Source organism: Thalassiella azotivora, from assembly GCF_054781695.1.
The window spans coordinates 85,058-111,903 of record NZ_BAAGTX010000013.1 but is presented as its reverse complement, the minus strand read 5'-3'; the positions used below and the strand labels follow the sequence as shown (position 1 = coordinate 111,903).

Genomic DNA, 26,846 nt, shown 5'->3' with positions numbered 1-26,846 from the left:
TGCTGCTGACCGTCGTCGTCCTGCTGCCGGCGCTCGTCGCCGCGCTGCTGCTGGCGCTGCCCGCCGCCGAACGCGCCGCCACGTCGCTGTGGGTGGGCGTCACCGCGCTCGAGCTGGCCCTGGTGGCGTGGGTGTGGTGGCGCTACGACCCGGCGGACGGGATCGCCTTCGACGTGCGCACGCGGTGGATCGACACCGTGGACGCCGGCTACCACGTGGGCGTCGACGGCCTGTCCCTGCCGCTCATCGCCCTGACGAACGTGCTCTTCCTCGGCACGGCGGTGTGGTCCCTGCGCGAGCAGCACCGGCCGCGGGTCTACACCGCCCTGTTCCTCTTCCTGCAGACGACGGTGCTGGGGACGTTCGCCGCCCTCGACCTCATCCTCTTCTTCGTCTTCTTCGACCTGTCGATCGTCGGGATGTACTTCGTGATCGCCGGGTGGGGCCACGGCGACCGCCAACGCAGCGCCCTGAAGTTCTTCCTCTACACCTTCCTCGGGTCGCTCGTCCTGCTCGTCGGGTTCATCGGCCTGTTCCTCGGCTCGGACGAACGCACCTTCGACATGGTGGAGCTGACCCGCGAACCCCCGCTGCAGGACTCGCCCGTCGCCGGGTCGCTCGTCCTGCTGGCGATCGTCGTGGGGTTGGCGGTGAAGACGCCGACCTTCCCGTTCCACACGTGGCTGCCGGACGCCCACACCGACGCCCCCGCCGCCGGTTCGGCGGTCCTCGCGGGCGTCCTGCTCAAGCTGGGCACCTACGGCTTCGTGCGGATCGCGATGCCGATGCTGCCGTCCGCGTGGCAGCGCTGGGCCCTCGTCATCGTCGTCCTGGGCGTCGTCAGCGTGGTGTGGGGGGCGCTGGTCGCCCTCGCCCAGACCGACGCCAAGCGGATGATCGCCTACACCTCGGTCAACCACATGGGGTACGTCGTGCTGGGGCTGGGGGCGGCCGGGATGACCGGCACGGCCGACGCCGCCGCGCGCGAGGTGGCGACCGCCGGCGCGATCGTCCAGATGGTCAGCCACGGGCTGCTCACGGGGGCCCTGTTCCTGCTCGCCGGCTTCCTGTGGTCCCGTGGAGGGACGTACGAGTTCAGCCGGTGGGGCGGGCTGGGTGCCGTGTCGCCGCGGTTCGCGGCGCTCTTCGTCCTGGCAGCCTTCGGCTCCCTGGGCCTGCCCGGGCTGTCCGGCTTCGTCGCGGAGTTCCAGGTCTTCACCGGCGCCCTGCAGGCGGTGCCCGTGCCGACGGTCGTCGCGGTCACCGGCATCCTGGTGACGGCCGGCCTGTTCCTGCTCGCGATCCGCCGTCTGCTGGCGGGGGAGCGTCTCCTGCCGGCGCCGTACCCCGGCGGCGCCGGCGCGGACCTGCGCGCCCACGAGACGGTGCCGGTCGTCCTGCTCCTCGCGCTGTCCGTCCTCATCGGCCTCGTCCCGGGTCCGCTGCTGGACCTCGTCGAGCCCGCCGCCGTCGCCGCCGTGGACCTGGTGTCCCGGTGAGCGGTGGTCCCACCCAGGAGGAGTGGGCCACCCTCCTGCCCGAGATGCTGCTCCTCGCCGGAGCCGTGTGCGGTCTGCTCCTGGGCCTGTGGACGCCGCAGCGCCGGCAGGGCCGGGTCGCGGTGGTGGCCGGGGTCGCGCTCCTGGCCAGCGGTGCCGCCGCGGTCGCCGGGGACGACCGCGTCGTGTTCGACGGGGTGTGGACCGTGGACGCCACCACCCGCGTCGTCCGGCTGGGCGTCGTCGTCGCCACCGCCGGGTTCGTGGCGCTCGCCCGGGCCAGGTTCTCCGGGCACCGGCGGGAGACCGAGGCCTACGTCCTCGCGCTCCTGGGCGCGGTCGGCGCGAACGCGCTCGCGGCGGCGAGCGACCTGCTGCTCCTCGTGGCCGCGTACCTGGTGGCCAGCGTCCCCCTGTACGCCCTCGTCGGGTTCGTCCAGGACGCGCGAGGCGCCGAGGCGACGCTGAAGTACTACCTGATGGGTGCGCTGTCGGGGGTCGTCCTGCTCGTCGGCGTCGCGACGCTCCTGCTGGCGACGGGCAGCACGGGGTACGCGGAGGTGCGCGCGGCGGCACCGACCGCGCCATCGGCCGTCGTCGCGGTGGGGGTGCTGGGGGTGCTCACCGGCGTGCTGTTCAAGGCCGGCGCCGTTCCCGTGCACTTCTGGGTGCCCGACGTGACCGCAGGCACGGCGCCCGCGGTCGCGGCGTACGTCACCACGGTGCCGAAGCTGGGAGCGGTGGCCGCAGCCTTCCGGCTGCTGGCCGACCCGCTGTCGGGGTCGCCGGTGGACGTGGTGCTCGTCGTCGCCGTCGTCGCCACCGCCAGCATGACGCTCGGCAACCTCGCGGCCTTCCGCCAGCAGGAGCTGCTCCGGCTGCTCGCGTACTCGACGGTCAGCCAGGTCGGCTACCTCCTGATGGCGGTGGCCGTCGCCGCCCGGTCCCAGATCGCCGAGCCGTCCCTGGTGACCTACCTGGTCGCCTACGCGGTCACGAACGTCGCCGCCTTCTCGGCTGCCGCCACCTTCCCGGGCGCGCGGACGCTGGGCGAGTGGACGACGACGGCCACCCGCCACCCGTGGGTGGTGGTGAGCCTGGTCGTCGCGCTGCTGGGACTGGTGGGCACACCCCCCACCGCGGTCTTCGTCGGCAAGCTCGCGGTCTTCACGGCCGCGGGGGACGGCGGGCTGGGGTGGCTGGTCGTGGTGGGGGCGCTCAACACCGTCGCCAGCCTCTTCTACTACCTGCGGTGGATCGCCCCGGCCGCCCGCGCCGTGACGGACCGCTCCCCCGGGGTCGCGGGGCAGCGACCCCGCACGGCGGGCCCGGCCGAGGGGGTGCTGCACGTGGGTGCCGTCGCGACCGTGGTCGTGGGCCTCGTCGCCGGTCTCCTCGTGGGGACCGGGGCCGTGCTCTGACGGGGCTGGTCCTCGCCGGTGAAGGTTCGCTGAAGGTCCTCGCGCGGCGCACGCCGACCGCAGCGGGGACCGCCCGACGGGTCATCATGGCTGCATGCAGGACGGCGACCGCGGGGCAGCACCCGTTCCGGCGGTCCAGCGGGCGCTGGTGGTGGAGGACGAGCGGACGCTCGCCGGCCTGGTGGCGACGTACCTCGAGCGCGCGGGCCTCGAGGTCGAGCAGGTGCACGACGGCGTCGAGGCCGTAGCGCGGGCGCGCGAGGTCGACCCGGACGTCGTGGTCCTCGACCTCGGGCTACCCGGTCTCGACGGCGTCGAGGTGTGCCGCCGGCTGCGGACCTTCTCCGACTGCTACGTCGTCATGCTCACCGCCCGCGCCGACGAGGTCGACACCCTGGTCGGGCTGTCCGTCGGGGCGGACGACTACGTCTCCAAGCCGTTCAGCGTGCGGGAGCTGGTGGCCCGGGTGCAGGCCATGATGCGACGCCCCCGGGCCACCGGGACGAGGGTCCCGCCGCCGGAGGAGCCGGCGAGGGTCTTCGGTGAGCTGGTGATCGACCCCGCCGGTCGCGAGGTCCGGGTCGACGGCCGGCCGGTCCCCCTGACGCGGACGGAGTTCGACGTGCTCGAGGCGCTGTCCGCCCGGCCGCGCCTGGCCTTCACCCGGCGACGGCTGATCGAGGCGGTCTGGGGCGAGAACTGGGTGGGGGACGAGCACCTCGTCGACGTCCACGTGGGTCACCTGCGGCGCAAGCTCGGCGACGACGCGACGGCGCCGCGCTTCATCCGCACCGTGCGCGGAATCGGCTACCGGATGGGCGACGGCCACGAGTCCGCGGGCACCTCGACGGTGTCGTCGTGAGCCGCCCCGGCCGGGCCGCCCCGCGCCTGGCGACCCGCCTGCTGGTCGCCATGGCGCTGGTGGTGCTCGCGGGGGTGCTGACGGCCTGGCTGGTGGCGGCGGTCGTCGGACCCCCGCTGTTCCACGAGCACCTCGAGCGGGCCGCCCGCGAGGACGGCGACGTCCTGCTCCACGCCGAGGAGGCGTTCCGCTCCGCGGCAGTCCTCTCGTTCTCGGTCGCGCTGCTGGCCGCGCTGGTCGCCGCCCTGGTGGTGAGCATCTACGTCACCCGCCGCGTCGGTCGCTCGGTGGATGCGGTGGCCCGCGTCGCGCAGGAGGTGGCGGGTGGCCGGTACGACGCGCGCGTCCCCGCTGCCGACCTGGGCCCGGAGTTCGACGCGCTGGCCGGGTCCTTCAACGAGATGGCCGGTCGGCTGGGATCGGTCGAGACCACCCGCCGCCGCCTGCTGTCGGACCTCGCGCACGAGCTGCGGACCCCGGTGGCCACCCTCGACGCGTACCTGGAGGCCCTGGAGGACGGGGTGGTGCGGCTGGGTCCGGAGGCCGTGGCCGCGATGAGGGACCAGACCCACCGGCTCGCGACGCTGGCCCGCGACGTCGCCGCCGTGTCCAACGCCGAGGAGCACCTGCTGTCGCTGGAGCTCGCCGACGTCCGGGTCGACGACCTGGTCACCCGTGCCGTGTCCGTCCACCGGCCCGCCTTTGCGGCGCGCCACGTCGACCTGGCGGCCGACGTCCACGAGCCGCTCCCGCCGCTGCGGGCCGACCCGGAGCGCCTGGGGCAGGTGCTCGGGAACCTGCTCGACAACGCGCTGCGGCACACGCCTGCCGGTGGATCCGTCGTCGTGCGGGCTGCGCCGGTGGGCGAGGGCGCCGAGATCGCCGTGCGCGACACCGGGACGGGCATCGCGGCCGAGCACCTGCCGCACGTCTTCGAGCGCCTCTACCGGGCGGACGCGGCACGGGACCGGCTGCACGGTGGGGCGGGCATCGGCCTGGCGATCGTCCGGGCGGTCGTGGAGCTGCACGGGGGGCGCGTCGTGGCGGAGAGCCTCGGCGAGGGCCGTGGGACGACGGTCCGGGTGTGGTTGCCGGTGGCGCCGGTCGGGGTCTGAGCCGACCCGCGCCACCGGGCGCTCACAGCTCGCCGAGCAGCGCCTCCATCTCCTCGATCTCCGCCTGCTGGCTGTCGATGATCGTGCGCGCGAGCTCGACCGCCTCGGGGTGCCGGCCCTGCTCCAGCTCGGTCTCCGCCATCACCAGCGCACCCCGGTGGTGCATGATCATCTGCTGCAGGAAGAGCCGGGACGCGTCGTCGCCGTCGGCGTCCCCGAGCGCCATCATGTCCTCCGCGCTCATCATCCCGCCGCCGCCGTGGCCCATCGCGGAGTGGTCCATCCCGGTGAGGTCGGAGGTGTCCGGGACCTCGGCGCCCCACTCCTCCAGCCAGTTGGTCATCCGGTCGATCTCCGGGCCCTGGGCGACCTTGATCGCCTCGGCGAGCGCCAGCACGCGCTCGTCGACGCCGTCCTTGCCCAGCACCACGTCGCTCATCTCGATCGCCTGGGCGTGGTGCGGGATCATCCCCTGGGCGAAGGCGACGTCGGCCTCTGCGTGGTCAGCGGTGCCGGCGTCCCCGGCGTCCTGGGTCTGCGTGGTCGACGCCTCTGGTGCGGTACCGGCGTCCTCGCCGTCCCCGCAGGCGCTCAGGACGACCGAGCCGAGGAGGGCGACGGCGACGAGCGCGCTGCGGCGCGGGACGGTGCGGCGCGGGACGGTGCGGCGTGGGACGGACATGGAGCTCCTCCGGGAGACGGGGACGGTCGACGTCCCCACCGTGCCCGGGACGTACCGGGACGACCGTGGTCGAACGGTCAAGATCGGATGAAGTCGGCGTCATGCCGACGTGCCGTCACCCCGGCCCGACCGCGCGACCGGGCCGACTCAGCTCCTCGACCAGCGCCCGGTGCGTGGCCACGTCGATCTCGCCGCTCGCCAGGCGCCGGTCCAGCACCTCCCGGGCGCTGGGCTCGCCGCGCTCCGGCCAACCCGGGCCACCGGGCGCCACCCGGGTCACGGCCCACACCACGACGCCGATGAGCAGCGCGAGCACCAGGACGTTGCCGATCATCATCGCCCACCCGGCGCCACCGCCGTACCAACCCATCACGGCAACCACCACCTCCGGTCCGGCTCCAGCGTCGTCGCGACCGACGGAGGCCACCCAGCGCATCGGGTCAAGATCTGATGAAGCCTGCCCCCGTCCGTGGTCGCACCCGTCGGGTGTGATTACCGTCACGCCCGACCGTCAAAAGCGGTCGTCCCCCACAGATGGGAAACCACCATGCGCACACGTGCACGAGCGACGGCGCTCGCGCTCGCCACGAGTCTGGTCGTCGCACCCGGGATCGCCTCGGCGCACCCGGACCACGCCGGCGGGGGCCGGGAGCAGTTCCCTGGAGAAGGTGTCGTCGACGGCGGCGACAAGCAGCACGACGGGGACGAGGGCCACCTCGCGCCGCTGCAGGAGAACGTCACGGTCGTCGGCAAGGGCGGGGTCACGAACCCCAGCGGCGACGGGACGACCGGGCGGGTCGCCGACGTCTACGCGTACGGCGACTACGCCTACCTGACGGCGTTCCGCGAGCCGACCTGCGAGGCCACCGGCGTGCACGTCATGGACATCTCCGACCTGAGCGCCCCGGTCGAGCTGACCGAGGCGTTCATCCCGACGAGCCCCGGCTCGTACGTCGGCGAGGGCATCCAGGTCATCGAGATCGGTGGCCGGGACGTCCTGATCCACCAGAACGAGACCTGCCCCGGCGCGGCGCCGGAGCCCGGGACGTCCGGCGGCATCAGCCTCTGGGACGTCACCGACCCCACCGCCGCGGAGCCGCTCGCCCTGCACGCCGGTGACAAGGACGGCGGCCCGACCGCGAACACCGTGCACAGCATGTACGCCTGGTCGAGCCACAAGGACAAGAAGACCTACGTCGTCCTCGTCGACAACGAGGAGACCGCCGACGTCGACATCATGGACATCACCGACCCGGCGAACCCGGTGATGGTCAACGACACCCTCGACCTGGTGGAGCTCTTCGGCGTCGACCAGGACTCGCCGGCCAACCTCACGTCGATCTTCAGCCACGACATGACGGTCGTTCGCGTCGGCGCGCGCTACGTCATGACGATGAACTACTGGGACGGCGGCTACGTCCTGCTCGACGTCACCGACCCCCGTCCGGGCCAGGTCACGGTGATCGCGGAGAGCGACTACGCCGAGCTGGACGAGGAGCGGCTCGCACGTGGTCACGAGATCTCCCCGGAGGGCAACGCGCACCAGTCCGAGCTGTCGCCCAACCGCAAGTACCTGATCGGCACGGACGAGGACTTCAACCCCTACCGGGTGACGGCCACCATCACCAGCGGCCCCTACGCGGGCACCGAGTACGTCGCGGTGCAGGCGAGCGGCACGCCCGCGATCACCGAGGGCACGACGATCAGCGGCGAGCCCACGTCCGTCGGGCTGGCCTGCGAGCCCCTGCCCGCCGGGTCCGGCGTGGCCCTCGTCGAGCGCGGCGCCTGCACGTTCCAGACGAAGCTCGAGAACATCACGGCGGCCGGGTACGAGGCCGGCATCGTGTTCAACAACGCCGCCGGTTGCGACGGCCTGGTCTCGATGGCCGCCGAGGGCGACGTGCCGTTCGTGTTCGTCAGCCGGACGACGGGCCTGCAGCTGCTCGGCGCGCAGGACCTCGCGTGCGAGACCGCCACGCCCGCCCGGGACACGGCGGCCGCCACCACCATCGAGGCGGTCTTCGACGGCTGGGGTTACGTGCGCCTCTTCGAGACGGACGTCCCGCGCCACCCCAAGCACGGTGAGGGGTCGATCACCCAGATCGACACCTACGCCGTCGAGGAGTCGCAGGACCCGGCGTTCGCGACCGGCTACGGCGACCTGTCGGTGCACGAGGTGGCGATCGACCCGCGCAAGCCGCTGGCGTACCTGTCGTACTACGCCGCGGGCCTGCGGGTCGTGCAGTACGGGAGGAACGGCATGACGGAGGTGGGGGCCTTCATCGACGAGGGAGGCAACAACTTCTGGGGCGTCGAGACGTACCAGCGTGACGGCCAGACGTACGTCCTGGCCAGTGACCGCGACTTCGGGCTCTACGTCTTCCAGTACACGCCGTAGGCGCGTGCCGCCGGCCCGGTCCCCCGTCCGCTGGGCGGGGGACCGAGCCGGTCTACCCGCGCCCCGGGGCGTCATTCCAATGATCCACGGAATGTCGTAGGGTTGGCCCGTGGTGATCGACGGTCGTGGGGAGCGCGCTCCCGTGGTGGACGTGGTGCCGGTGGTCGACACCGGCCTGGGCAACTCGGCGTACCTCGTCGACCTCGGGGACGGCGGCGCGCTCGCGGTCGACGTCAGCCGCGACCTGCGGGCCGTCCGGCGGGAGTCCGCCGCCCGGGGGTTGACGATCCGGTTCGTCGCGGACACGCACCTGCACGCGGACTTCCTGACCGGGGCGCTCGACCTGGCGGACCACGGCGCCCAGGTGGTCGCCTCCGCCGGCGGCGACCGCCGCTACCCGCACCTCGCGCTGCGCGACGGCGACGACCTCGACCTCGGTGGGCTGACGCTGCGCGCGCTGTCCACCCCGGGCCACACCCACGAGCACGTCGCGTACGCCCTGCTCGACGGTGGGCGGACCCTCGGCGTCTTCACCGGCGGTTCCCTGCTCGTCGGCTCCGCCGCGCGCACCGACCTGGTGTCGCCGGACCGGACGGAGGAGCTCGCCCGGGCGCAGTACCGCTCGCTGCGGCGCCTGGCGATCCTGGACGACGACGTCGCGGTGTGGCCGACCCACGGCGCGGGGTCGTTCTGCTCCGCGCCCCCCGGCGCCGAGCGCACCTCGACCATCGGTACCGAGCGGGCCACCAACGCCCTGCTGGGGGCGGCGACCGAGGACGCGTTCGTCGCGGCGCTGCTCGGCGGGCTGGGGACGTACCCCCCGTACTTCGACCGGCTGCCGGAGCTCAACCGCCGGGGCCCCGCGCCCGGTCACCCGGCGTCCCTGCCTCCCCTCGGCGTCGAGCAGGTCGCCACCCTGCAGGCCGACGACGCCTGGGTCGTCGACGTCCGGCCCGTCGACCGGTTCGCCGAGGGGCACCTGCCTGGGGCCGTGTCGATCCCGCTGCGCGACGCCTTCGCGACCTGGCTCGGGTGGCTCGTCCCCGCCGACCGGCCGCTGGTCGTCGTCCGCGACACCGACCAGGACCCGGACGAGATCCGTTGGCAGGCGCACAAGATCGGCCACGACTGGGTCGTCGGCGAGCTGGCCGGGGGCGTCCCTGCCTGGGTGGCCAGCGGCCGGCCCGCGCCCACGCTCCCGCTCGTCCTCCCGCAGGACGCCGCGGGCGCGACCGTCGTCGACGTCCGCCAGGCGGCCGAGTTCGCCGCCGGGCACGTCCCCGGTGCACTGCACCACGAGCTGGGCGCGCTCCCCGACGCGGCGGACGCGCTGCCGGCGGGGCCGCTCCTCGTGGTGTGCGGGCACGGTGAGCGCGCGATGACCGGAGCCAGCCTGCTCGCCCGAGCCGGTCGACATCAGGTGTCCGTCCTCGACGGGGGACCCGGGGACGTGGCGCGGGCGACGGGCCGGCGGCTGGTGGGCGGACCGTGACCGGCGACCGACCCGTCGCGGGTCCGGCGCCGGCCCGCCGGCCCGCCACCCCGCGCTGGGACTGCGTGCCAACGCGGCGCAGTTCACGCTGCTCGTCGCTGTCAACGCGCTCGTCGGGGGGATGCTCGGCCAGGAGCGCACGGTGCTGCCGCTGCTGGCGGAGTCGGAGTTCGGGCTGGTCGCCTACACCGCCGTCGTGACGTACGTGCTGGCGTTCGGGCTCGCGAAGGCCGCGACCAACTACGTCGCCGGCACCTGGTCGGACCGCTACGGCCGCAAGCCGGTCCTCGTCGCCGGGTGGTTGGTCGCGGTTCCCGTGCCGTTGCTGCTCATCTGGGCACCGTCCTGGACGTGGGTCGTGGTCGCCAACGTCCTGCTCGGCGTCAGCCAGGGCCTGACGTGGTCGACGACGGTGATCATGAAGATCGACCTCGTCGGCCCCCACCGGCGCGGCACCGCGATGGGTCTCAACGAGGCCGCCGGGTACGTCGCCGTCGCGCTCACCGCCCTCGCCACCGGCTACCTCGCCGAGGCCCACGGACTGCGCCCGGCCCCCTTCCTGCTCGGGGTCGCCTTCGCCGCACTGGGCCTCGGCCTGTCGACGCTGGCCGTGCGCGAGACGCGCGACCACGCCCACCTGGAGGCCGCCGGGCACGTCGCCCGCGACGACGGCCGCCACGACCACCTGCACGAGCGGCTGACCGACCGGGAGGTGCTGGTCCAGACCACCCTCCGGGAGCCGGCGCTGTCGTCCGCCAGCCAGGCGGGTCTCGTCAACAACCTCAACGACGGCCTGGCCTGGGGGCTGTTGCCCGTCCTCTTCGCGGCCGCCGGGACGTCGGTCGCGCGGATCGGCGTCCTCGCCGCCATCTACCCGCTGGTGTGGGGGCTCGGCCAGCTGGTCACCGGGACGCTGTCGGACCGGGTGGGCCGCAAGTGGCTCATCGCCGGCGGGATGTGGGTGCAGGCCGTCGGGCTGGCACTCACGGCCCTCGGCGACGGCTTCACGGAGTGGGTGGTCGCCGCCGTGCTGCTCGGCGCCGGGACGGCGATGGTCTACCCGACGCTCCTGGCCGCCGTCGGCGACGTGGCCCATCCCACCTGGCGCGCGCGGGCGGTCGGCGTCTACCGGCTGTGGCGGGACGGCGGGTTCGCCGTCGGCGCGCTGGTCGCCGGCGCCGTCGCCGACCTGCTGGGGATCCGCGCCGCGGTGTGGGTCGTGGCCGGGCTGACCGCCGTGTCGGGTGCCGTCGTCGCCGTCAGGATGTACGAGACGCTGCACCGGCCCGCCGCGCGGCGACCCGCCGCGGCTCCGGCCGACGACGAGACCCCAGGAGGAACCGATGGGTGACCGTGCCGCCAAGGACGCCCTGCTCACCGAGTTTGCCGTCGTCGGCAAGGCGCTCGGTGCCCCGGCCCGCCTCGAGCTGCTGGACCTGCTCGCGCAGGGGCCCCGCAGCGTCGACGACCTCGCCGGCGCCGCGGACCTCGGGCTGTCGACCTGCTCCGCGCACCTGCAGCGGCTCGCTGCGGCCGGGCTGGTCACCGCCCGCCGCGACGGCAAGCGGATCTGGTACTCCCTCGCCGGGGACGACGTCGCGGCGCTCCTGCTCTCGCTGCGGTCCGTGGCGCAGCGGCACCGGGCCCAGACGGAGACCGCGCGCCGCGGGTACCTCGGCGACGACGAGGTCGAGGAGGTGGACGTCGACCAGCTGCTGGCCCGAGCCCGCGCCGGCGACGTGGTCGTCCTCGACGTCCGCCCGCGGCCCGAGTACCTCGCCGGGCACCTGCCCGGGGCGGTCAACGTCCCCGTGGACGAGATCGAGGACCGCCTGGCCGAGCTGCCGGCTGACCGCGAGGTCGTCGCGTACTGCCGGGGCGCCTACTGCGTGATGGCGCACGACGCCGTCCGGGTGCTCCGCAGCCACGGCCGGACGGCGCGGCGTGCCACCGATGGGGTACTGGAGTGGCGGGTCGCCGGGGTGCCCGTCGAGGCCGGCGCCGCCTGAGCCCTGCTGGTCCCTTCCGCGCGGGTGGTCCGCGGCGCACACTGGTCGTGACGGGGGCTCCGCACGACGGAGGGGCCTGTGATGAGCGACCGGACCGAGACGCCGGCCGAGGTCTACGACCGGTTGTTCCTGCCCGCCATGGCGGGACCCTGGGCGGTCCGCGTGGCCGATGCCGCGCGACCGGCTCCGGGCGACCGGGTGCTGGATGTCGCGTGCGGCACGGGCGCCGTCGTGGTCGAGACGCTGCGACGCGTCGGCGACCCGGCGCTCCTCGCGGGGATCGACCTCAGCCCGGACATGCTGGCCGTCGCCTGGCGCAAGCTCGCCGGCGTCGACCTGCGCGAAGGGCACGCCGAGTCGCTGCCGTTCGAGGACGGGTCGTTCGACGTCGTCACCTGCCAGTTCGGCCTGATGTTCTTCGACGACCGGGGGGCGGCTCTGCGGGAGGCGCACCGGGTGCTGCGACCCGGGGGCCGCATCGTGGTGGCGGTCTGGGACCGGTTGGAGCGCACCCCCGGCTACACGGCGCTCACCGACCTGGTCGAACGGCACCTCGGGTCCGCCGCTGCGGACCCCGTCCGGGCCGCCTTCGCGCTGGGGGACCCCGACGCCGTCGTGTCGCTGCTCACCGGTGCCGGGTTCGCGTCCGTCGACGCCCGGTCCGTGGACGCCACGGCGTGCTTCCCCTCCGTGCGGACGTGGGTCGAGGCCGAGGTGAGGGGCTGGATCGGCGGCGAGTTCGGCGAGGCCGAGTACACCGCGCTGCTCGAGGACGCGCAGCGGGTGCTGTCGCCCTACCGCCAGGGCGACGGGACCGTCGAGTTCGACCTGCCGGCGGTCCTCGCGACGGCCGTCCGGCCCTGACCCGCCGCCGGACTCCGCGACGGGCGGCAACACCGTGAGCGGTCCGCAGGACTTCTACGACGGGCTCGCCGAGGACTACGACGTCCTCTTCGGCGACTGGTGGGCCGCAGCCGAGTGGCACGGCGACGTCGTCGGCCGGCTGCTCGCGGAGCGGGGAGTCGCCCCGCCCGCGTCGGTGCTCGACTGCACGTGCGGGATCGGGACGCAGGCGCTGCCGCTGGCCGGGCTCGGCTACCAGGTGACCGGGGCGGACCTGAGCCCTCGCGCCGTGGCCCGCGCCCGTGTCGAGGCGGACCGCCGGGGCCTGCGGGTGCGCCTCGCGGTCGCCGACGTCCGCGAGGTCGGTGAGGTCCTGGCGGAGCGTTTCGACGCCATCGTCTCGTGCGACAACGCGTTGCCCCACCTCCTCACCGACCTCGACCTGCGCCGCGCCCTGTCCGGCATCCGCCGCTGCCTGCGCGCCGGCGGCCTGCTCCTCGTGTCGCTGCGCGACTACGACGCCCTCTCCCGCGAGCGACCCGACGGGACGCCGCTGCGCCTGCACGGCGAGCCCGGCAGGCGACGCGGCGCGGCGCAGGCCTGGGTGTGGTCGGGCGACGGCGACCGGGTGGACATCACGCTCGTCGTCCTCCAGGAGGACGGTGGCGCCTGGCGCGCGACCGCGCACGCGACGACGTACCGGGCGCTGCGCCGGGCCGACCTGACCTCGGCGCTCGCCGACTGCGGCTTCGACGGCGTCGAGTGGCTCACCCCGGCGGAGAGCGGCTACTACCAACCGGTCGTCACCGCCCGTGCGGTCTGAGGCAACCGGATCAGTCGCGCACCGCCACGCCGAGCGAGTCCGCACCGAGGACCCTCGGTGACTTCTCCTCGTAGAACACGTCGACGTCGACGACACCGAAACCGGCCTCCTGCAGCATCTGCACCGGTCGCCGGGTCAGGTGGCAGCCGCCGGCGACCCGCTTCTGCAGCGGCTCCAACCGGTTCTGCCACGTCCGGACCGACTCGTCCGGTGCCAGCCCGTGCTCGACGAAGTGCAGGGTCGCCCCCGGCCGCAGCACGCGGTGCAGCTCCGCCAGCGCCGCGCCGGCGTCCGGGATCGTGCACAGCGTCCACGTCGACAGCGCCGCGTCGAACGACGCGTCGGGGAACGGCAGGGCCTGGCCGTCCAGGCCCGCCCGCGTCACCGGCACCCGGGAGCGGGCGACGCGCTCGGCGGCAAGGCGCCAGGCCAGGTCGGACGGCTCGACCGCGGCCACGGACGTGACGCCGTCCGGGTAGTGCGGGACGTTGAGGCCCGAACCGAAGCCGATCTCGACCACCTCGCCGGCCAGGCCCTCGCAGGTCCGTCGGCGCAGAGCGGTCACCGGCTCCGTCCCGCAGACCCTGTCCACGAGGCGGGGCAGCACGTGCTCCCGGTACCAGCCCATCGTGTCTCCGCCGTCCACTCTGCCATCGTCATGGCGGGTCCGGTAGCCGTCGGGCCCCCGGTCAGGAACGGAGAAGCCGCCGGCGGGTCCGGACCCCTAGCGTCTGGAGTCGGCCCGGTCGGACGGATCCGGTCCGGGTGTCCGGGCGCGGTGCTTGGATCGGACCGGTCAGTTCCGCCGGGCCGTCCGGTCTGACCCGGTGGTGGGCGACGGTGCGGTGCGACGGAGGAGAGACGGATGAGCACGAGGACCCGAGGACAGGCGGACGCGCGTGGCGGGGCGACGGTGCACGTCGCCGACACCCACGACCTCATCCGGGTCCAGGGTGCCCGGGAGAACAACCTCAAGGACGTCGACCTGGAGCTGCCCAAGCGCCGTCTCACCGTCTTCACCGGGGTGTCGGGGTCCGGCAAGAGCTCGCTGGTGTTCGCGACGATCGCCGCCGAGTCCCAGCGGATGATCAACGAGACGTACAGCACCTTCGTGCAGGGCTTCATGCCGACGATGGCCCGTCCGGACGTCGACGCGCTCGACGGCCTGACGACGGCGATCATCGTCGACCAGGAGCGGATGGGCGCCAACCCGCGGTCCACGGTCGGCACCGTCACCGACGCGAACGCCATGCTGCGGATGCTGTTCAGCCGCCTCGGCGAACCGCGCATCGGCCCTCCGAACGCCTACTCCTTCAACATCCCCACCGTGCGCGCCAGCGGCGCGATCACCGTGGAGCGCGGCGCCAAGACGAAGGCGGAGAAGGCCACCTTCACCCGGCTCGGTGGCATGTGCCCCCGCTGCGAGGGCAGGGGCGAGGTCAACGACGTCGACCTGACGGCGGTCTTCGACGAGACGAAGTCGCTGAACGAGGGCGCCCTGCTCGTGCCGGGGTACTCGATGGACGGCTGGTACGGGCGGATCTTCGCTGGCAGCGGCTTCTTCGACATGGACAAGCCGATCAGGCGGTTCACGAAGAGGGAGCTGCACGACCTCCTCTACCGCGAGCCGACCAAGGTCAAGGCCGAGGGCATCAACGTCACGTTCGAGGGCGTGCTGACCAAGATCCAGAAGTCCATGCTGTCGCGGGACCTCGACAGCCTCCAGCCGCACGTGCGCGCCTTCGTGGAGCGGGCCGCCACGTTCACCACCTGCCCCGACTGCGACGGCACCCGGCTCGCGCCCGAGGCCCTGTCCTCGAGGATCCGCGGCAGGAACATCGCCGACCTGTGCGCGATGCAGATCAGCGACCTGGCCGAGTGGGTGCGGGATCTCGACGAACCGTCCGTCGCGCCGCTGCTGGCCGGCCTGCAGCACCTGCTGGACGCGTTCACCGACATCGGACTCGGGTACCTGTCCCTGGAACGGCCCTCGGGCAGCCTGTCGGGTGGTGAGGCGCAGCGCACCAAGATGATCCGCCACCTCGGGTCCTCGCTCACCGACGTCACCTACGTCTTCGACGAGCCGACGATCGGCCTGCACCCGCACGACATCCAGCGGATGAACGAGACGCTGCTGCGGCTGCGGGACAAGGGCAACACGGTCCTCGTCGTCGAGCACAAGCCGGAGTCCATCGCGATCGCCGACCACGTCGTCGACCTCGGTCCCGGTGCCGGCAGCGCCGGCGGTCAGGTCGTCTTCCAGGGCACGGTCGACGGACTGCGCGCCAGCGACACGCTCACCGGCCGGCACCTCGACGACCGGGCGGCACTGAGGTCCTCGGTGCGGGAGCCCACCGGCCGGCTCGAGGTCCGCGGGGCCAGCACCCACAACCTGCGGGACGTGGACGTCGACATCCCGCTCGGCGTCCTGGTCGCGGTGACCGGCGTGGCCGGGTCCGGCAAGAGCTCGCTGGTCCACGGCTCCGTCGCCGGCCGGGACGGCGTGGTGGTCGTCGACCAGGGGGCCATCCGCGGGTCCCGCCGCAGCAACCCGGCGACCTACACCGGCCTCCTCGAGCCGGTGCGCAAGGCGTTCGCGAAGGCGAACGGCGTCAAGCCGGCGCTGTTCAGCGCCAACTCGGAGGGCGCGTGCCCGTCCTGCAACGGCGCGGGGGTCATCTACACCGACCTGGGCTTCATGGACACCGTCTCGACGCCCTGCGAGGACTGCGAGGGCCGGCGCTTCCAGCCCGCCGTGCTGGAGTACACCCTCGGCGGCCGGAACATCGCCGACGTCCTGGCGATGTCGGTGACGGAGGCCGAGCGGTTCTTCGCCGAGGGGGAGGCGCGGACACCGGCCGCCCACAAGGTCCTCGACCGGCTCGCGGACGTCGGCCTCGGGTACCTCACGCTCGGCCAGCCGCTGACGACCCTGTCCGGTGGCGAGCGGCAGCGGCTCAAGCTCGCCACCCGCATGGGGGAGAAGGGCGCGGTGTACGTCCTCGACGAGCCGACCACCGGCCTGCACCTGGCCGACGTCGAGCAGCTCCTCGGGCTGCTCGACCGGCTCGTGGACGCCGGCACCACGGTCATCGTGATCGAGCACCACCAGGCCGTGATGGCCCACGCGGACTGGGTCATCGACCTCGGTCCGGGCGCCGGGCACGACGGTGGGCGGGTCGTCTTCGAGGGCACCCCGGCCGACCTGGTCGCCGCGCGCTCCACCCTCACCGGCGAGCACCTCGCCGCCTACGTGGGCTCCTGACGCCGGCTCACGCCTCCCCGCGGCCGGCCGCTCGCGCTTTGCGCGGGCGGGCGGGTGACCGCCCGATGGCCGTGGCGCGACGCGCAGTTGCCGCTTCGGCAACTGTTGTTGTCTGCCGGGGGCTCGTCCATGACAGTGGTCGGCAGGTCGGACCCCTGCCCCGCACGCGAGGAGACCTGAGGGCATGAGCCAGTACGCCACGCACGAGAAGCCGTCCCAGCCGCACGAACCCCGTGAGGGTCGCAGGCAACACGACCGCCAGCACCACGACCCCGCGCCCGGCACGCCTCCCGAGCAGTTCTGGGACGAGTTCTACGGCCGCGTCGACCAGGTGTTCAGCGGACGCGTCAACCCGCGGCTCGTCGAGGTCGCCACCGACCTGGTGCCGGGGCGGGTGCTCGACCTCGGCTGCGGGGAGGGGGCCGACGCCGTGTGGCTGGCGCAGCGGGGCTGGCACGTCACCGCGGTCGACGTCTCCGCGACCGCCCTCGCACGCACGGTCGAGGCGGCCACGGCGGCGGGCGTCGCCGACCGGGTCCGCAGCGAGCGGCACGACCTCGAGCGCTCCGTGCCTGACGGCGAGTTCGACCTGGTGTCCGCCCAGTACCTGCAGTCGCCGGTGCCGTTCGCCCGCGACGGTGCGCTGCGCGCCGTCGCAGAGCGGGTCGTCCGCGGTGGGTTGCTGCTCGTCGTGGACCACGGGTCCGCGCCGTCCTGGTCGTGGGCGGACCCCGACCACCCCTTCGCCACACCGCAGGAGCTCCTCACCACCCTCGCACTGCCCTCCGGGGGCTGGGCGCCCGAACGTCTCGACGCGGCGACCCGTGACGCGACCGGCCCGGACGGCGAGCGCGGCACGGTGGTCGACACCGTCGTCCTGGTGCGCCGGGTCGCGTGATGCGCACGGCGCGCAGCCGGCAGGACCCGATCGGCTCCTGCGCCCGCCCCCGTGTCGACAGGCCACGCCGCGCAGGGTAGGAGTGGGGCTCGCGCCGATCCGAGGAGCCTGATGTCACCACGTGGAGCCCTGAGCCGGGAGACCATCGTGGAGGCCGCGCTGGACCACGTCGACCGCCACGGCCTCGCGGCGCTGACGATGCGCCGGCTGGGGGCGGACCTCGAGGTCGAGGCGATGTCCCTCTACGGCTACGTCGACGGCCGCGAGGACCTCCTGGACGGGATGGTCGACGCCCTCGTCGACGGCCTGCACCTCGACCCCGCGCGGCACGACCTGCGCGACGGTGACGGCTGGCAGGCGTACCTGCAGTGGTTGGCGCACGCGGTCCGGCGCACGGCCCTGGAGCACCCCCGCGCCTTCCCGCTGGTCGCGACGCGCCACCCCGCGGCACCGTGGCTGCGCCCGCCGCTGCGCAGCCTGCAGGTGGTCGACGACTTCCTCGGGGCGCTGACCTCCCGTGGTTTCACGCTGGAGGCGGCGGTGCGGGCCTACCGGGTGTTCTCCAGCTTCCTGCTCGGGTACCTGCTGCTCGAGTCCGCGCAGGTCGGTGACGCGGCGGCGGTGCTCGCCGACGCGCGGCTGGCGTCGGACGCGCCCGACGAGGGGGTCGACCCGCAGGAGTTCCCGCTGGTGCACCGGGCTAGGGGGCTGCTGTCGGAGCAGGCGCCGCACGAGGACTTCGAGAGCGCCCTGGAGCGGGTTCTGGACCAGATCGAGCAGGACCTGCTGACGTGAGGAGGCGCGTCCGTCAGCTCTGCGGGCGCTCGACCACCTGGACGTGCGCCAGCAGCCCACCCGCGTCGAGCAGGTAGCGCACGAGGCCCGGCGGGTCGGGCATCCGCACCGGGCCGCGGCTGACCAGGCGGCCGACCAGCGCGATCCCGACGGAGTCCATGAACGTCACCGCCCGGGTGTCGAGCACCACCAGCTGCGGACGGTCCGGCACGGAGGCCAGGCACTCCAGCAGCTCCGCCTCCATCGACTGGTCCACCTCACCGGACAGGACGATCTCCACCCGGCCGTCCGCGACCAGCACGTCCACCTCGCCGGGGAGGGGCGTGCCGCTGGCCCGGCCCGGCTCGTGCGCCTGGCCTGCAGCGTCCGCTGCCACGTGGTCTCCTCGCCGCTGGGGTGCGTGGCGCGTCACTTTACGGCGTAAGGGAGTGCCTGGGAACCCCCGGGGGTGCGCGGGAGGCGACGGGCGTTCAGCCGATGACGGGGCGGGACTCCGGCAGGCGGTACAGGCGCTCGCGGTGGTGCAGCGCCAGGGCGGCCGCGAACGTCACGGGACCCAGCCGCCCGACGAACATCAGCACCACCAGCACGAGCTGGTGCGCTGTCGGCAGGTCCGCGGTGATACCGGTCGACAGGCCGACCGTGGCGAACGCCGAGACCACCTCGAACAGGACCTCGTCGAGTGTGTACCGGGTCGTCGTGGTGAAGCCGATCGCCGCCGACACGACCGCCGCCACGCCCAGCAGGGCCACGGACAGCGCCTGCCGCTGCGCGCTCTCGGGGATGCGCCGCCCGAACGCCGTGGTGTCGGTGTGGCCGCGGACCTCGGCGACGATCACGAGCAGCAGGACCACGAACGTCGTCACCTTGATGCCGCCGGCCGTGCCGGCGCTGCCCCCGCCGATGAACATCAGGACGTCGGTGAGCAGCCAGGTGCCGGTGTTCATCTCCGCGACGTCGATGCTGTTGAACCCCGCGGTGCGCGGCATGACGCCGGCGAACGTGCCGGCGAGCAGGCGGCCTCGGGTGTCCATCGCGCCGAGGGTGGCCGGGTTGGTCCACTCGGTGAGGGTGACGAGGAGCGGCCCGAGGACCAGCAGGGCGGCCGTCGCGACCAGGGTGATCCTGGTGTGCAGGCTGTAGCCCGCCGGGCGGCGACCCGACCGGCGCAGCTCCATCAGCACGGGGAACCCGAGGCCCCCGAGGACGACGGCCACCATGACGGGCACGCAGACCCACGGGTCGGTCGCGAACCGGACGAGGCTGTCGCTCCACAGCGCGAAGCCGGCGTTGTTGAACGCCGACACCGAGTGGAAGACGCCGAGCCACACCGCGCGTCCCACCGGCTCGTCGTAGGCGACGGCGAACCGCAGCGCCAGGACCACGGCGACCGCACCCTCGACCACGGCGCTGGTCCTGGCGACGCCGAGCACCACGGACCGCACGTCGCCGAGGCTGAGGCTCTTGGTCTCGGCTGCGGCCGTCATCCGCGTGCGCAGCCCCATCCGCCGGGACACGAGGATACCCAGCAGGCTGGCCAGGGTCATCACGCCGAAGCCGCCGACCTGGATCAGCCCGAGGACGACCACCTGCCCGAAGGTGGTCCAGTAGGTCGGGGTGTCGACGACGACCAGCCCGGTGACGCACACGGCGGACGTGGCCGTGAAGAGCGCCTCGACGAACCCCGCCCCACCTGCTCCGCTGCGGGCCACCGGCAGCATGAGCAGGCCCGTCCCGACCACGACGGCGAGCGCGAAGCCGGCGGTGACGACCTCGGCGGGACGCAGCGGCCGCGGGGCCCTGCGATCGGTCCCGGGTCGGGTCGAGGCGCGGGGTCGCCCGCTGCGAGGCGGCCCCCCGGAGGGTGCGCCGCCTCCGGCGGCGGGACGTGAGGTCACCTGCCGCACCCGGGCGAGAACCTGCAGGTGGGTCACCGCAGCACTGTGCACCCGCGCGCCGAGGCGTCCCGGTGCCGCGAGCACGCCCCGCCGGGGATCTTGACGCCGTCTTGACGCCGGGGACCACCGACGTCCCGGCGACCGCCCCGTCCGGGTGAACGGTCACGGGTCAGCGGACGAAGCGGTATCCCCGACCGGGCACGGTCAGCAGGTGCCGGGGGTGCGCCGGGTCCGGCTCGAGCTTGCGCCTCAGCTGGGCCACGTAGACGCGCAGGTAGTTCGCCTCCGTCCCGTAGCCCGGGCCCCACACCTGCCGCAGCAGGTCCTGCTGGGAGACGAGCCGCCCCTCCTGCCGCACCAGCGCCTCGAGCAGGTGCCACTCCGTCGGGGTGAGCCTGACCTCGCCGTCGGCGGCGCGCACCGTGCCGGCGGCCAGGTCGACGGTGAAGGCCGCGGCGCGCACCGGCTCCTGCGCGGCGTCCGCCGGCTGGCCGCGCCGCACCGCCGCCCGGACCCGGGCGAGCAGCTCGTCGACACCGAACGGCTTGGTGACGTAGTCGTCGGCGCCGGCGTCCAGGGCGTCCACCTTGTCCCGCTGACCGTGCCGGGCGGACAGCACGATGACCGGGACCGACGAGCCCGTGCGGACGGCGCGCAGCACCTCCAGGCCGTCGACGTCGGGCAGGCCGAGGTCGAGGACGACGACGTCCGGAAGGTGCTCGGCCAGCAGGCCGCGCACCGCCCCGCCCCGGTCCGTCGCCGTGACCTCGTAACCCCGGGCGCGCAGGGTCACGGTCAGCGCGCGGACGAGCAGCGGGTCGTCGTCCACGAGCAGGACCCCGGTCACAGCGCCTGCTCCGCGGCGCGCCGCCGTGACCTCCGGAGGCGGACGGTCATCGTGAGCCCACCGCCCGGCGTCCGGGACGGCGTCAGCGTGCCACCCATCGCCTCGGTGAACCCACGCGCGATGGCCAGGCCGAGTCCGACGCCTCCGTGCGCGCGGTCGCCCTCGCGCTGGAAGGGGACGAAGAGCCGTGGCCAGCGCTCCTCGGCGACGCCGGGGCCGTGGTCCACGACGGACACCTCGACGTGGCCGTCGCTCTCGCGGGCCGTGACGGCGACCGCCGACCCGTCGGGGGAGAAGCGGGCGGCGTTGTCCACGAGGTTCACGAGCACCCGTTCGAGCAGTCCCGGGTCGGCGTCCACCAGCGGCAGGTCCTCGGGGACGTCGTCCGCGACCGGGACGGCGGCTGCCGTCGCGGTCAGCGCCCGGGCGACGGCCTCCTGCGCCACGACCGGCTCGATGTCGACGCTCAGGGCACCGGCCTGCAGCCGGCTGAGGTCGAGCAGGTTGTCGACCAGCGCGGTCAGCCGGTCCGTGGACTCCTCGACGGTGGCGAGGAGCTCGGCGCGGTCGGCGTCCGACCACGGGACGTCGTCCTGGCGCAGGCTCGACACGGCCGCCTTCGTCGCGGCGAGCGGGGTGCGCAGGTCGTGCCCGACCGCGGCGAGGAGGGCCGCGCGCACCCTGTCGACGGCGGCGAGGTCGTCGGCGCGCGCCTGCTCCGCGGCCGCGGCCACCCGGCTGCGCGCTCCCAGCTCGACGACGACGCTGACCGCCCCGCCGGCTAGCACGAAGACGACGAGCTCCACGACGCTCTCGGTGCGCGCGACGGCGAGGGTGTTGTACGGCGGGGTGAGGAACCAGTTCGCCAGGACGACGCCGAGGACCGACCCCACCAGCGCCGGGAGGAGGCCACCGGTCGCGGCGACGACCACGACGACCAGCAGGTAGACGATGAGCGTCATCGCCGTGGGCAGCTGGTCACGGAAGGGGACGAGCGCCGCGGTCAGCGCGGGGACGCCGACGACGGCCAGCAGCAGCCCGGTCCGGCGTCGCAGCGGTCCCAGGCGCGTACCCCAGACCCCGGGCCCGGCGGCGCCGCCTCCCTGCCCGGGGGTGGGCCGGGTTGCTCGTCCTCGCACGGCGACAGTGTCCACCCGCCACCCCCGGACGCCGGGAGCCGGCCGCAGCCGCCGTGGCGCCTGCCGACACGGTCAGGCGGCGTCGGACGTCGTCCCGAGCCAGTCGTCGAATCCGTCCTCCTGAGACATCCAGAACGCCCGGCCGCGGGCGAGCTCGTCGTCCCGCAGGACGACGTCCTCGAAGGCCGCGGCGACGCGCTGCCGGGTGCGCCGGTCGACGCCGGTGACGACGAGCCGGGTGCTGCGGTCGTGGCCGCGCCAGGGGCCGGCGCCGCCGATGCTCAGCTGACCGCCGGCGCCGTCCCAGACCGCGACGTCCTCCGGGCGCGTCGGGAGCCAGAACCTGCCGCGGGCCCGGAGGCGTCCGGCGCCGAGGTCCTCGATGCGGTCCAGCAGCCGGCCGGGGTGGAGCGGACGCCACGTGGACAGGTCCAGGGTCCAGACGCCGTCGGTGTCGGGGGCAGCGGTGGGCTCGACCCGCAGCGGGTCGACGCGGTGCCAGCTCCCCGGCTCGTGGCGGTCGGCGAGGACGGCGGCGCCGGGCACCTCGTGCGGTCCGGGCCGCACGGTCGTCTCCGGGGCGACGAGGTGCGCGAGCAGCGCGGCAGGACGCGCGGGCACGGACCGCCCGTCCGTGCCGTCGACCAGCACCAGGTGCGCGAGCTCGAGCTGGTGGGCGAGCGCCTCCCCGACGGCGCGCCGGTCGTCCGGCCCGTGCTCCAGGCCGCGTTCGACGAGCAGGTCGTCGTCGAGCAGGTCGTGCTCGAGGGTGTCACCGTCCAGGACGCACACCGACCCGGCGAGGCGGACGGCGTCACGCACGGGACGTCCGGCGACGTCACCGCCGGACAGCCCCCGCACGACCGGGAGCGGCTCGCTCCCGACGGGCAGCGCCAGCAGGGCGTGCGACCAGCGGCCGTCGTCGGCGAGCCTGACGAGTGTGGGCAGGACGTCCTCGCGCAGCGCGCAGCTCAGGCACGAGTGCTCCAGCGGCAGGGTGACGTCCTCGATGACGCCGCGGGCGTCGGACACGACGCGCCGCAGGGTGCCCGCACCCTCGGACGTCGACAGGTCGTGGCGCACGCTCACCGTGTCCGGGGCGTCGGCCAGCACGGAGAACGCCGTGCCGTCGCGCAGGACGGGGTCGGTCGTGGACAGGATCGTCACCGGCATCGTGCGGGGCATGCTGCTCCTTCGGGAGTCGGGTTCGGGGTGGGGTACGACGGCGCCGGCCGTCGGGCGGGTCCGGGCTCAGCGTCCGTACCGGCGGCGGAAGCGCTCGACCCGCCCCTCGCTGTCGACGACGCGGGCGGACCCGGTCCAGTAGGGGTGGCTCGCCGACGAGATGTCGACGTCCACGACCGGGTAGCTCCGCCCGTCGTGCCAGTCGATCTGCTGGTCGCTGGTCAGGGTCGACCGGGTGAGGAAGGCGGTCCCGGCGCTCCTGTCCCGGAAGACGACGTGACGGTAGGGCGGGTGGGTGCCCGGCTTCATGGTGCTCCTCCTGACGGCGTGGCCGTGTTGTGCGGATGAGAATCGTTCTCTACTGTGGACGGTACCTCATCGCCGAGCACGACAGGAGCACCGCGTGTCAGCGCACTGCCAGGTGACCGGGACCAGGCCCGGGTTCGGTCACCGCATCTCCCACAGCCACCGCCGGACCAAGCGACGGTTCGACCCGAACATCCAGCGCAAGCGCTACTGGGTCCCCAGCCTGGGCCGGACCGTCACGCTCACGCTGACCGCCAAGGGGATCAAGACCATCGACCGCGACGGCATCGAGGCCGTCGTCCGCCGGATGCGGGCCCGAGGGGAGCGGATCTGATGGCCCGCACCGTCGACCTCCGCCCCGTCATCAAGCTCCGCTCGACCGCCGGGACCGGCTTCACGTACGTGACCCGCAAGAACCGGCGCAACGACCCCGACCGTCTCGTCCTGCGCAAGTACGACCCGAAGGTGCGCCGGCACGTCGACTTCCGCGAGGAGCGCTGATGGCCAAGAAGAGCAAGGTCGCCCGCGACGCCCAGCGTCGCGTGGTCGTCGAGCGCTGGGCGGAGCGCCGCGCCGAGCTCAAGCGCCGGTCCGTCAGCCCGCACCTGAACGCCGCCGAGCGCGAGGAGGCCATGCGCGCCCTGCACGCGATGCCGAGGGACGCCAGCCCCACCCGGCTGCGCAACCGCGACGTCGTCGACGGCCGACCCCGAGGCCACCTGCGGCCGTTCGGGCTGTCGCGCATCCGGTTCCGCGACATGGCCCACGCCGGCGAGCTGCCGGGCATCACGAAGTCCAGCTGGTGACGCCGTCACCCATCAGCCCAGTGGGACGTCCTCGCCGCTGAGCGTCACCGCGAACCCGGCTTCCACGACGGTGACGTCGCGCAGCACCAGCTCGGCCGGCAACCCGTCGACGTCCTGCCGGATCGTCACCAGCTCGCGCACCGCCGCGCCGAGCGCGCGCTCGACCAGCGCCGGCGCCCCGACCTCCACGGTCGTCGGCTCGACCACGACCTGGCCGCCCTGCGCCCGGACGGTGCCGGTGCCGGAGATCCGCACGTCGCGGCCGAGCACCTGCACGGTCCGCGTGAGCCGGGCCCGCGACCCGGCCCGCTCCACCTCCGCATCGGGGCCGATCTGGTCGGCGACGTCCTCGAACGGGACGACCGCGTCGACCGTCAGCGTGCCCGCCCGCAGGCCCTCGGAACCGATGAGGACGTCGGTCGCGGACATCCGTACGTCCCGCAGCGCCGTATCGGGCGTGAGCACCCGGGAGCCGGTCAGGTCCATGTCACCGAGCCACAGCTCGTCGCCACGCAGCTGACGCGGTGGCGCCGCATCGGCAGCGGTGCCCCCGGAGGGGGGAGGAGGGGTGCTGGCGGACGGCGCGTCGTCCGCTCCGCCACCCACCCAGACGACGGTGCCGACGACCACCGTCACCAGGCCCACGAGGGCCAGCGCGACGACGGCCCCCAGCAGCACCCCGCACAGCACCCTCGGCACGGCGCCAGTCTCACACCGGCACCGTGCCGGGGCGCGCCCGGCAGGACCGGGGTGTCAGCCGGCGGCAGTTCGCCCGGCAGCCCGGTCCGCCACGTCGGCGAGGATCCCGGCGAGCTCCGCCGGGCGCGTGCGCATCGGCCAGTGCCCGGAGTCGATGTCCACGAGCTCGACCCGGTCGGGGTCCCTCAGCTCGGGGACCTCACCCGACGCGAACCACTCCCGCGCCTGCTCGGGGCTGTACTCCGGGCAGACCATCACGACGGGGACGTCGTGGCGGCGCGCGTCGCGCAGTCGGACCAGGCCGCGGGTGACGCCCTCGGGAACGGGGACGGCCGCGTCCTCGAACCGGCGGCGGGCGTCCTCGTCGAGGTCGGCGGCGTCCGGGCCCTCGAACGGCGCCCAGCCCGGGAACGGGACGACGCCGTCGACGGGCTCGAAGAAGTCCGCGTAGGTCGACCCGTCCGCGGCGGGGATCCCGCCGATCATCACCACGCTGGCGACGCGCTCGGGCCGGCCGTCCGCGGCGAGCCAGGCCAGGGTCGCCGCGGCCGAGTGGCCGACGGCGACCACCGGGCCGTCCGCCGCGTCGACGGCAGCCAGGACCGCTGCGGTCTGGTCGTCGAGCGTCGCGCTGCGGTCGCCGTCCCCCTGGCCGGGCAGCGCCACCGGCACGCCGCGGTGGCCCCGCTCCGCCAGCCCGGGCAGCACGTCCGTCCACGCGCTCGCGTCGAGCCACAGCCCACCGATGAGCAGCACGTCCACGTCGGTCCTCCTCCTCCGGCGCACCGGCCGGTTCCTCGTCGTCTCGGGTTCGTGCCACCGTAGGGACGGTTCCGGACGATCTGCTTCCGCTTCACGTCCCCGGCTCGTAGATTCGCCGCATGCGCTCCGAGGTCAGCCCGACGGCACGTGCCCTGCTGGCGCTGGACGTGCTGCGCGCCCGGCCGGGTACCACCGCCGCCGAGCTCGGCCGCCGCCTCGGTGTGACGGAGCGGGCGGCGCGCCGGTACGTCGATATCCTGCGTGAGGCCGACGTCCCGGTGGAGTCCGTCCGCGGGCCGTACGGCGGGTACCGGCTCGGGCGGGGCGCGACCCCCGCGCCGGTCGCCTTCAGCGAGGACGAGGCCCTCGCGCTGGTGATGGCGGTGCTGGACAGCGGGGCGCTCGCCGAGACCGGGAACGGACCCGACCGGCTCGTGGCCTCGGCCCTCGACAAGGTCGTCCGGGCCCTGCCGCCGGGTGTCGGACACCAGGCGGCGATGGTCCGCGAGCACGCCTCACCGGCCCCGGACCGGCACGCCGCCCGGCCGGACGCGGGGGTGACCAGCGCCCTGGTCGCGGCCGTCGCCGCCCGCCGGCGGGTCAGCGTCACCTACCGCAGCGCTCCGGACCGCGAGTGGGTGACGGACGTCGACCCGTGGGCCGTCGTCGTGCGCTACGGGCGCTGGTACCTGCTGTGCCACAGCCACCGCGCCGGTGCCGTGCGCACGTACCGGATCGACCGCGTGCGAGACGTCGTCACCACGCCGCACGCGTTCGACCCGCCGGACGACCTCGACCCCGTCGCCGTGCTGGAGGAGCACCTCGGCACCGGTTGGGAGCACCCGACCCGCGTGCGGTTCCACGCGCCGGTCGAGGCGGTGGCCCCCTGGATCGCCCCCACCATGGGCAGGTTGTCCGCCGACGGGGAGCACTGCGTGCTCGAGGGCAGCACGAGCAACCCGCAGATGTACGCCCAGGAGTGGCTGGCCCGCCTGCCGTTCGACCTCACGGTCGAGGACGGACCCGAGCTGCGGGAGGCCGTCACCGCGCTCGCGGCCCGCTTCGCCGCCGCCGTCACCTAGGACGGCGGTGCCGGGGGTCC

Annotated in this window: 28 protein-coding genes; 17 read left to right on the top strand and 11 right to left on the bottom strand. The window is 74.3% G+C overall.

The features are described from left to right. The first annotated feature begins 2 nt into the window (after positions 1-2). The 4 genes from ACYVQV_RS10830 to ACYVQV_RS10815 all read left to right on the top strand — a co-directional run bounded on the left by ACYVQV_RS10830 (position 3) and on the right by ACYVQV_RS10815 (position 4,897). Positions 3-1,499 carry a complex I subunit 4 family protein gene (locus tag ACYVQV_RS10830; RefSeq protein WP_461023321.1) on the top strand — a complete coding sequence of 499 codons (1,497 nt, stop codon included), beginning with the start codon at positions 3-5 and terminating at the stop codon, positions 1,497-1,499. Further along, positions 1,496-2,920, top strand: a complete 1,425-nt coding sequence (locus tag ACYVQV_RS10825; protein WP_461023290.1) for an NADH-quinone oxidoreductase subunit N — start codon at positions 1,496-1,498, stop codon at positions 2,918-2,920. Before ACYVQV_RS10830 ends, ACYVQV_RS10825 begins: the two co-directional genes overlap by 4 nt. A gap of 94 nt (positions 2,921-3,014) precedes the next feature. Next, positions 3,015-3,782 (top strand): response regulator, encoded by a 768-nt coding sequence (locus tag ACYVQV_RS10820; RefSeq protein WP_461023289.1) that lies wholly within the window; start codon positions 3,015-3,017, stop codon positions 3,780-3,782. Further along, a complete protein-coding gene (locus tag ACYVQV_RS10815) occupies positions 3,779-4,897 on the top strand; it encodes a sensor histidine kinase (RefSeq protein WP_461023288.1) in 1,119 nt (372 codons plus the stop codon). Before ACYVQV_RS10820 ends, ACYVQV_RS10815 begins: the two co-directional genes overlap by 4 nt. Before the next feature lie 22 nt (positions 4,898-4,919). Here ACYVQV_RS10815 and ACYVQV_RS10810 read toward each other — a convergent pair whose 3' ends face one another. Together ACYVQV_RS10810 and ACYVQV_RS10805 are read right to left on the bottom strand one after the other, a co-directional pair. After that, the gene (locus ACYVQV_RS10810) at positions 4,920-5,579 is read right to left on the bottom strand and encodes a DUF305 domain-containing protein (protein ID WP_461023287.1); all 660 of its coding nucleotides are present in this window, start codon (positions 5,577-5,579) and stop codon (positions 4,920-4,922) included. A gap of 115 nt (positions 5,580-5,694) precedes the next feature. Continuing rightward, entirely contained in the window at positions 5,695-5,949 is a 255-nt protein-coding gene (locus ACYVQV_RS10805) for an SHOCT domain-containing protein (protein WP_461023320.1), read from the bottom strand. A gap of 177 nt (positions 5,950-6,126) precedes the next feature. Between ACYVQV_RS10805 and ACYVQV_RS10800 the strand changes: the two genes are divergently transcribed. The 6 genes from ACYVQV_RS10800 (at position 6,127) to ACYVQV_RS10775 (ending at position 13,144) form a co-directional block, all read left to right on the top strand. Continuing rightward, entirely contained in the window at positions 6,127-7,977 is a 1,851-nt protein-coding gene (locus tag ACYVQV_RS10800; RefSeq protein ID WP_461023286.1) for a PA domain-containing protein, read from the top strand. A 109-nt stretch (positions 7,978-8,086) separates the two neighbouring features. Continuing rightward, positions 8,087-9,469, top strand: a complete 1,383-nt coding sequence (locus tag ACYVQV_RS10795; protein WP_461023285.1) for a rhodanese-like domain-containing protein — start codon at positions 8,087-8,089, stop codon at positions 9,467-9,469. 121 nt (positions 9,470-9,590) lie between these two features. Further along, positions 9,591-10,820, top strand: coding sequence for an MFS transporter (locus ACYVQV_RS10790; RefSeq protein WP_461023284.1), 1,230 nt, complete (start codon positions 9,591-9,593; stop codon positions 10,818-10,820). Then, a complete protein-coding gene (locus ACYVQV_RS10785) occupies positions 10,813-11,478 on the top strand; it encodes an ArsR/SmtB family transcription factor (RefSeq protein ID WP_461023283.1) in 666 nt (221 codons plus the stop codon). The genes ACYVQV_RS10790 and ACYVQV_RS10785 overlap by 8 nt, the downstream gene beginning before the upstream one ends. An 81-nt stretch (positions 11,479-11,559) precedes the next feature. Beyond that, entirely contained in the window at positions 11,560-12,342 is a 783-nt protein-coding gene (locus ACYVQV_RS10780) for a methyltransferase domain-containing protein (protein WP_461023282.1), read from the top strand. Between the two features lie 34 nt (positions 12,343-12,376). Then, on the top strand, positions 12,377-13,144 hold the full coding sequence (locus ACYVQV_RS10775; RefSeq protein ID WP_461023281.1) for a class I SAM-dependent DNA methyltransferase: 768 nt from the start codon (positions 12,377-12,379) through the stop codon (positions 13,142-13,144). Positions 13,145-13,154: 10 nt separating this feature from the next. Here the strand turns inward: ACYVQV_RS10775 and ACYVQV_RS10770 are convergent, their stop codons facing one another. Further along, positions 13,155-13,772, bottom strand: coding sequence for a class I SAM-dependent methyltransferase (locus tag ACYVQV_RS10770; RefSeq protein WP_461023319.1), 618 nt, complete (start codon positions 13,770-13,772; stop codon positions 13,155-13,157). 237 nt (positions 13,773-14,009) lie between these two features. Here ACYVQV_RS10770 and ACYVQV_RS10765 point away from each other — a divergent pair, with 237 nt between their 5' ends. The 3 genes from ACYVQV_RS10765 (at position 14,010) to ACYVQV_RS10755 (ending at position 18,102) form a co-directional block, all read left to right on the top strand. Further along, positions 14,010-16,409 (top strand): ATP-binding cassette domain-containing protein, encoded by a 2,400-nt coding sequence (locus tag ACYVQV_RS10765; protein ID WP_461023280.1) that lies wholly within the window; start codon positions 14,010-14,012, stop codon positions 16,407-16,409. A 184-nt stretch (positions 16,410-16,593) separates the two neighbouring features. Then, on the top strand, positions 16,594-17,307 hold the full coding sequence (locus ACYVQV_RS10760; protein ID WP_461023279.1) for an SAM-dependent methyltransferase: 714 nt from the start codon (positions 16,594-16,596) through the stop codon (positions 17,305-17,307). Between the two features lie 111 nt (positions 17,308-17,418). Continuing rightward, on the top strand, positions 17,419-18,102 hold the full coding sequence (locus ACYVQV_RS10755) for a TetR/AcrR family transcriptional regulator (protein WP_461023278.1): 684 nt from the start codon (positions 17,419-17,421) through the stop codon (positions 18,100-18,102). Positions 18,103-18,115: 13 nt separating this feature from the next. Here the strand turns inward: ACYVQV_RS10755 and ACYVQV_RS10750 are convergent, their stop codons facing one another. The 6 genes from ACYVQV_RS10750 to ACYVQV_RS10725 form a co-directional block, all read right to left on the bottom strand. Then, positions 18,116-18,478, bottom strand: a complete 363-nt coding sequence (locus ACYVQV_RS10750; protein ID WP_461023277.1) for an STAS domain-containing protein — start codon at positions 18,476-18,478, stop codon at positions 18,116-18,118. 94 nt (positions 18,479-18,572) lie between these two features. Beyond that, entirely contained in the window at positions 18,573-19,889 is a 1,317-nt protein-coding gene (locus ACYVQV_RS10745; protein WP_461023318.1) for a TrkH family potassium uptake protein, read from the bottom strand. A 280-nt stretch (positions 19,890-20,169) separates the two neighbouring features. After that, entirely contained in the window at positions 20,170-20,847 is a 678-nt protein-coding gene (locus ACYVQV_RS10740; RefSeq protein WP_461023276.1) for a response regulator, read from the bottom strand. Next, positions 20,844-21,986 carry a sensor histidine kinase gene (locus ACYVQV_RS10735; RefSeq protein WP_461023275.1) on the bottom strand — a complete coding sequence of 381 codons (1,143 nt, stop codon included), beginning with the start codon at positions 21,984-21,986 and terminating at the stop codon, positions 20,844-20,846. Before ACYVQV_RS10735 ends, ACYVQV_RS10740 begins: the two co-directional genes overlap by 4 nt. Before the next feature lie 72 nt (positions 21,987-22,058). Further along, complete coding sequence (locus ACYVQV_RS10730; protein WP_461023274.1) at positions 22,059-23,171, bottom strand: CobW family GTP-binding protein; 1,113 nt, start codon at positions 23,169-23,171, stop codon at positions 22,059-22,061. 66 nt (positions 23,172-23,237) lie between these two features. Then, entirely contained in the window at positions 23,238-23,480 is a 243-nt protein-coding gene (locus tag ACYVQV_RS10725) for a type B 50S ribosomal protein L31 (protein WP_461023273.1), read from the bottom strand. Between the two features lie 94 nt (positions 23,481-23,574). On the opposite strand from ACYVQV_RS10725, the gene rpmB reads away from it, so the two are divergent. Genes rpmB through rpsN form a run of 3 tightly spaced genes read left to right on the top strand, consistent with a single transcriptional unit; the run spans position 23,575 to position 24,283 of the window. Beyond that, positions 23,575-23,811 carry a 50S ribosomal protein L28 gene (gene rpmB, locus ACYVQV_RS10720; RefSeq protein ID WP_461023272.1) on the top strand — a complete coding sequence of 79 codons (237 nt, stop codon included), beginning with the start codon at positions 23,575-23,577 and terminating at the stop codon, positions 23,809-23,811. Continuing rightward, complete coding sequence (gene rpmG / locus ACYVQV_RS10715) at positions 23,811-23,978, top strand: 50S ribosomal protein L33 (RefSeq protein WP_461023271.1); 168 nt, start codon at positions 23,811-23,813, stop codon at positions 23,976-23,978. Before rpmB ends, rpmG begins: the two co-directional genes overlap by 1 nt. Further along, positions 23,978-24,283 (top strand): 30S ribosomal protein S14, encoded by a 306-nt coding sequence (gene rpsN / locus ACYVQV_RS10710; RefSeq protein ID WP_461023270.1) that lies wholly within the window; start codon positions 23,978-23,980, stop codon positions 24,281-24,283. The genes rpmG and rpsN overlap by 1 nt, the downstream gene beginning before the upstream one ends. A 12-nt stretch (positions 24,284-24,295) precedes the next feature. On the opposite strand, the gene ACYVQV_RS10705 is transcribed toward rpsN, so the two are convergent. Both ACYVQV_RS10705 and ACYVQV_RS10700 read right to left on the bottom strand, forming a co-directional pair. After that, a complete protein-coding gene (locus ACYVQV_RS10705) occupies positions 24,296-24,982 on the bottom strand; it encodes an LmeA family phospholipid-binding protein (protein WP_461023269.1) in 687 nt (228 codons plus the stop codon). Positions 24,983-25,036: 54 nt separating this feature from the next. Then, entirely contained in the window at positions 25,037-25,744 is a 708-nt protein-coding gene (locus ACYVQV_RS10700) for an alpha/beta fold hydrolase (protein ID WP_461023268.1), read from the bottom strand. A 119-nt stretch (positions 25,745-25,863) separates the two neighbouring features. Between ACYVQV_RS10700 and ACYVQV_RS10695 the strand changes: the two genes are divergently transcribed. Beyond that, positions 25,864-26,826 carry a helix-turn-helix transcriptional regulator gene (locus ACYVQV_RS10695; protein WP_461023267.1) on the top strand — a complete coding sequence of 321 codons (963 nt, stop codon included), beginning with the start codon at positions 25,864-25,866 and terminating at the stop codon, positions 26,824-26,826. The last annotated feature ends 20 nt before the right edge of the window (positions 26,827-26,846 follow it).